The sequence below is a fragment of the Paracoccus sp. S4493 genome, assembly GCF_000967735.1.
Lineage (GTDB): Bacteria > Pseudomonadota > Alphaproteobacteria > Rhodobacterales > Rhodobacteraceae > Paracoccus > Paracoccus marcusii.
In genome coordinates, this window is sequence record NZ_JXYF01000572.1 from 1 (window position 1) to 213 (window position 213).

General features: G+C 77.9%; 1 pseudogene. It reads left to right on the forward strand.

Features of this window, described 5'->3' with window-relative positions:
• A pseudogene (locus TW83_RS21725) lies at window positions 1-213 on the forward strand (exodeoxyribonuclease VII large subunit); the annotation flags it as partial.

A 213-nucleotide genomic window follows, 5' to 3' on the forward strand; every position in this document is an offset into this window, starting at 1 on the left:
GCGATCTGGCCCGCGCGCTGGGTCGTCCTGCGGCGCTGACGGAAGGCGCGCGGCAGCGGCTGGACCTGTGGGGCGGGCGGCTAGAGCCCGCGCTGCGGCAGCTGGCGCGGGCGCGACGGCAGCAGCTGGCCTCGCGGCCCATGCCCGCGGCGATGCTGCGCCAGTTCACCCAAGGCAAGCGCGCCGGGTTGGACCGGGCGCTGATGCGGCTGG